Origin of the sequence: Planktothrix sp. FACHB-1355 (assembly GCF_014748295.1) — a bacterium.
Lineage (GTDB): Bacteria > Cyanobacteriota > Cyanobacteriia > Cyanobacteriales > Aerosakkonemataceae > Aerosakkonema > Aerosakkonema funiforme_A.
In genome coordinates this window covers 1-5,297 of sequence record NZ_JACJUP010000397.1, presented here as the reverse complement: position 1 = coordinate 5,297, position 5,297 = coordinate 1, and the positions used below count along the sequence as shown (strand labels likewise).

Genomic DNA, 5,297 nt, shown 5'->3' with positions numbered 1-5,297 from the left:
CTGCACACAGGAGATGTAATCTATCTAGTTGGTTCCAGCGAATATTACCCGAAAAATTTCATCAAACCATACCGAGAATTTCTACTGGGTGGCGAAGAACCAAAACGCATTGCATACGATCGCATGACCTTCACCCTACCAATTTTACCAGTACCAGGTAATCACGATTATTATGATGTTTCCTTGATATTAGGTTTGCTTGCACAAACTGCACTGCCTTTTCGTCGCCTGCTTAAATCTCAGATAGATTTTGATGTGATGCTGCACGGTTCTTTTCAAGGCAAAGCTTACGCACAGGCTTTTCTTGACTATCTCAAAGCTTTCCAGAACCAGGCAGAACTTGGCCGTCATCTTGACCGATATTATACTGCCAAAACCGATACAGGGCGCTGTCTTTCTTATCAACCAGGACGCTTTACCCGCTTACCCAATCGCTATTACACATTCCGTTATGGCGGCATTGACTTTTTTGCGGTTGACTCGAATACCTTTAACGCGCCACTACCCCTACCTACAACTCGCAAAGGCAAAGCTTATCGGCGCGAATTAGAAAAGCGTCTTCTTCAACTGGAACAAGAAAAAGAGCAAATCCTCGATACCTCTGGCAATCTCGATCCGAACTTACCGGAAGAAGCTGAATATATCAACGATTTGCAGGCAAAATTAGAGCAAATTGACGAAATGGAACTGGACATCAACAAACAATTGGCATCGAATGAAACAACCGTTACCGATTTTGAACAACTTGATTGGCTAAAACAAAAATTAATTGCATCCTGGCACACAAAAGAAGTGCGCGGACGTATAATTTATTTTCACCATCCCCCTTATGTTACCGAAGCGACGAAGTGGTATCAAGGACAAACATTGGCAGTTCGCCGTCGCCTCCGCCAAGTATTAGATGAAGTTTCTTCAGCAGTGGGTTCGCTACCAGAAGGTCGTCCGCTAGTGGATTTAATTTTAAACGGTCACGCGCACTGCTTGGAATATATTCGCACTGGCGATACCGGACACGCTGATTCTCATCTCAACTGGATTGTTTGCGGTGGTAGCGGTTATAGCTTGCGCCGTCAGCGAATTGAGGGGCCAGAATTGACGGAAACTTTTGAGGATGCTGCTGGCATTTCCAGCCGAAAGATAGCAGAATCTCTGTTATTTGTGGGTCGTGAAGGACAGGGTAAAAATAAGCGACGACCTTATTCTTTTTTACGAATTGATGTTAAGGAAGGTCGATCGCCAAAATTTATCGTGCGTCCGTTTATCGCTGAATGGTTCCAGCACGAGTGGAATAGTAGCGCGATGGAACCGTTTGTCATATGAAAGGGGCTAGGGCGTCGGGGCTAGGGGCTAGGGACTAGGAGAGTTTTGAGTTTTCAGTTTGTAAGGACTTTGCACACAACATCTGTACAGAGTTTTGAGTAAAAAAACTGCCTTCCTCCTTTTATTCTCAGTCTCCAATTGCTTGGTATCAACGATTGACTGCACTCATCCCTGATTCGGGATAGCGCAATCCAGCGGCGACACCTTTGGGTGCAACTTCATCGATGCGTTGGAGATCTTCCGGTGTCAATTCCACATCGACTGCACCGACATTTTCCTCTAAATATTTGCGCCGTTTGGTACCGGGAATGGGAACAATATCTTCACCTTGCGCTAATACCCAAGCTAAAGCTAATTGTGCGGGAAGGCAACCTTTTTGTTGCGCTATTTCTTCGATGCGTTGTACCAATTCCAGGTTTTTCTCAAAGTTTTCCCCTTGAAAACGGGGTGATTGACGGCGATAATCATCGGGAGCTAAATCCTCGAATTTTTTAATTTGACCTGTGAGAAAACCGCGTCCGAGTGGACTGTAGGGAACAAAACCGATGCCGAGTTCTCGACAGGTGTCGAGAATTCCGTCTTCCGGATCGCGACTCCATAGGGAATATTCGCTTTGCAATGCGGTAATGGGATGTACCGAGTAAGCGCGACGCAATGTTTCCGAACTCGCTTCGGAAAGTCCCAAATAGCGAACTTTGCCTTCTTTTACCAGTTCCGCCATTGCGCCGACGGTTTCTTCAATGGGTGTGTTGGGATCGACTCGATGCTGGTAATAAAGATCGATCGTTTCTACGCCAAGACGCCGCAAACTACCTTCGCAGGCGCTACGTACATATTCCGGTTTACCGTTGATACCGCGAAAGCTTGCATCTTCACTGCGAACGATACCGAACTTGGTAGCTAAAATTACTTTATCGCGTCGATCGCCGATCGCTTTTCCCACCAATTCTTCGTTCTTAAATGGCCCATACATATCGGCGGTATCGAGAAAGGTTATCCCCAATTCCAACGCTCTATGAATGGTAGCAATTGATTCAGCATCGTCGCGATCGCTGTAGAAATCCGACATTCCCATACAACCTAAGCCGATCGCAGAAACCGTAAGTCCGCTTTTCCCTAACTGTCGTGTTTTCATGGTTAATTACCAAATTTTATCCCATCTTCTCAGTAGGTTGGGTTGAGTGATAGCGAAACCCAACAAGTCCTTTGATTTATTTAGGTTTCGTTACCTCAACCCAACCTAAGACCAAAATCTCTATGCAGTAGCGAAACCCAACAAAGCCTTCGATCTAGTTGGGTTGAGGTAACGAAACCCAACCTACTGCCAAAATCACTCATTTCCGATACTTTCATCAAATAAAATTTCCTCCTCTGCACCCCATTCTAGATCGTAAATTCCATCTCTGACATAACGATGAAAACTAGAATATTCCCAATCCTTCGGTGCTGATACTAATCCATGTTTTACGGGATTGTAATGTATGTACTCTACATGATTGGTAAAATCCTTTTCATCTCGTATTTGATGCTCCCAAAAGCGACGTTGCCAAATCGCCTGCTCTTGTTTATTTTGCCTTGATTTTGATATTTTCGTCTTATACTCCACAGCACATCTCCGAGTAAAGTAATTTTTAATTAAACGCCAACGTTTGGAGAAGTTATAATCTCCATCTGGTAAAGTCAAAATGGAATGGATATGCTCTGGTAGCACGACAATAGCATCTATTTTAAATGGATGGTGTTCCATTACGTATCGAAAAGCGTTTCTTAGTAGGGATATGTTATCGGGTTGGCATAAAAATTTTCGTCTATTGTGGGTGACGACGGTAAAAAAGTATGTCCCTCCCTCTATTTTTGCTCTTCGATATTCCATAGCTTTTAGTTAGCTTATTGATGGGTATTGCCTTTTGTTGGTTTGGCTAATATTGAGTCGGTTGGTGTTGGGTTTCGCTATCGCTCAACCCAACCTACAAACTAAATCTTTAGGTTCGCTTTCTCCTCAGATTGATTCTAGGTTCTCTTTTACGGTGATCGCTTCATCTACAGTAGCTTCTATAGTTCTTTGTTCCAAAATAGCTTCTTCTAAATAAGCATCGATTTTTCGCAGTAAAGACGTATAAGCCTCTATTGAGGCTATTGGGCTTCCTGCTCCTTTTGCCTTGGCTTCATAAAACTCACAGGCTGCATACCCAACTGATAAAAACACAATCATATTAGTAACGGCGGGAATGAGCGGGTCAGGTATTGAATCTGATAATAAAAAATCAATACCTAACTTTGCGAGTTTCTCTCTTCGCAAAGCCCAAGTAAAAATTATTAAATAATCACCTTCTTTAAATTCATCAAAACCGTAGCAAACTCCGATTTGATAAATCATTTCTACCAGTAGCCCTCTGATACCTAAAAATTTTACAGTTATTTTTGATGCGATAGTCCCTACTTTAGGAATTCCAGCCGCTAGTATTGGTAACGGTGTTGTTATTGTGACAAACAATGCCTTTTCATAAATTAAACGATTAGCAATTTGCCGATTTGTTTCATAGGGATAATCTTGCTTAAGCTTTCTGACAACTTCTTTAGCTTTAAAATGCTTTGGTCTTTGGCCTCTAATCGCATCTATTATTCGATCTCGCCAATATCTGCTCCATAACTCATTTACTATTTTCCATATAAAATTAAGAACTTCTCCTCCTACTTGAATTGTTTGTTGAAGCCACTCACGTGCCTGTTTTTCGCTGTTCACCAAAGCATTTGCTACAGCTTGGGTATTTTGTTCAATTGCTTTCTGAGTATCTTGGAAAGACATCGCTAATTGTTCGATATCTTTTGTCGCTTTATTCTGGATTGCACTTTGCGTATCTGCAACAAACTTTACTAAAGCATGAATTTCTTGTTTGGCCTCTTTCTTTGCTTCTACCTGCAAATTAATGTCTTGTTTGGCCTGATGCTTTAATTCTTTCTCATCATCAATACCATATTCGGTAGCACTATCATATCCTTTATAAAAATTAACCTGCGTTAGTAATGATTTCATCAAGTTGGAAACAACCGATACGGTAACAGCATTGCCAAATTGTTTTTTAGCACTACTTTCATTTTTTGCCATGATAAACCAATCGGGGAATCCTTGCAACTTTCCAGCATCTTTAGCAGAAATAGGTTTAAAAATTTTGGTTTGGTAAATCTCTTTAATAAATTTATCTTTATATTCTTCAGGATTTTCACAGCCTTCTATAGAAATGTTTGCTATATAATCTTTATTGCCTGTGGCTGTCAATGTAGGTATAATATCTGAATGAGGTAGGAAGATTCTATAAATGCCATTGATTCCTGCCGAATTTTTAGAATTGACAAACTCATATCCTTGGTTTTTTACATACCGAAGAATATTCTTTCTAATTAGCTTGTCTAGTTCTTCCTGTTTGAGGTCGGGGATTAATTCTGCCAAATCTTCAAAAGATAAAGGATTTCCATCTTTTGAGCCATATTTTTTCTTTCTCCTGTTTTTCAGAATGGTATAACAAATCAATTTTTCTCTTTCGCTAGTCCTGATAATATCCCAGGAATGAATAGTGGTGTGACCATCTCTAGTATCGCAAAAGACAAAAAAATCATTTAATTCATCATCTTTTTGAAACCGATTTCTCGATCGCGGTATTTTCTTATCTCCATATAAAATTTGAGGTTCGATTTTTGATTTATTAAAATTACTGCAATCTTTTACCCCATCAATAAAGCTATAGAGTTTAGGTTTAATTTCCAATGGTTCTGGAAAGCTAAATTCTTGGGCGTTTTCTAAATCTTTTCTTATCCCTACTATAAAAACTCTTTCCCGATTTTGTGGCAAACCAAAATCATAAGAGTTTAGTAGCTGCCATTTGACAAAGTATCCTATGCTTTGAAAGCTACGTACTAGATGCTCAAAATGTTTTTTATTTATTGGTTCAATTAAGCCTTTTACATTTTCAAATATAAAA

4 protein-coding genes are annotated in these 5,297 nt (G+C 40.4%); 1 reads left to right on the top strand and 3 read right to left on the bottom strand.

The features are described from left to right. The coding region (locus H6S82_RS16800) for a metallophosphoesterase (protein WP_191056451.1) at positions 1-1,320 on the top strand (1,320 nt) is incomplete at its 5' end. Positions 1,321-1,468: 148 nt separating this feature from the next. Here the strand turns inward: H6S82_RS16800 and H6S82_RS16795 are convergent. The 3 genes from H6S82_RS16795 to dcm form a co-directional block, all read right to left on the bottom strand. Then, positions 1,469-2,455 carry an aldo/keto reductase gene (locus tag H6S82_RS16795; RefSeq protein WP_190461820.1) on the bottom strand — a complete coding sequence of 329 codons (987 nt, stop codon included), beginning with the start codon at positions 2,453-2,455 and terminating at the stop codon, positions 1,469-1,471. A gap of 195 nt (positions 2,456-2,650) precedes the next feature. Continuing rightward, positions 2,651-3,193, bottom strand: a complete 543-nt coding sequence (locus tag H6S82_RS16790; RefSeq protein WP_190461818.1) for a transposase — start codon at positions 3,191-3,193, stop codon at positions 2,651-2,653. Between the two features lie 126 nt (positions 3,194-3,319). Next, positions 3,320-5,297: DNA (cytosine-5-)-methyltransferase (gene dcm / locus H6S82_RS16785; protein WP_191056450.1), on the bottom strand; the 1,978-nt coding region annotated here is incomplete at its 5' end.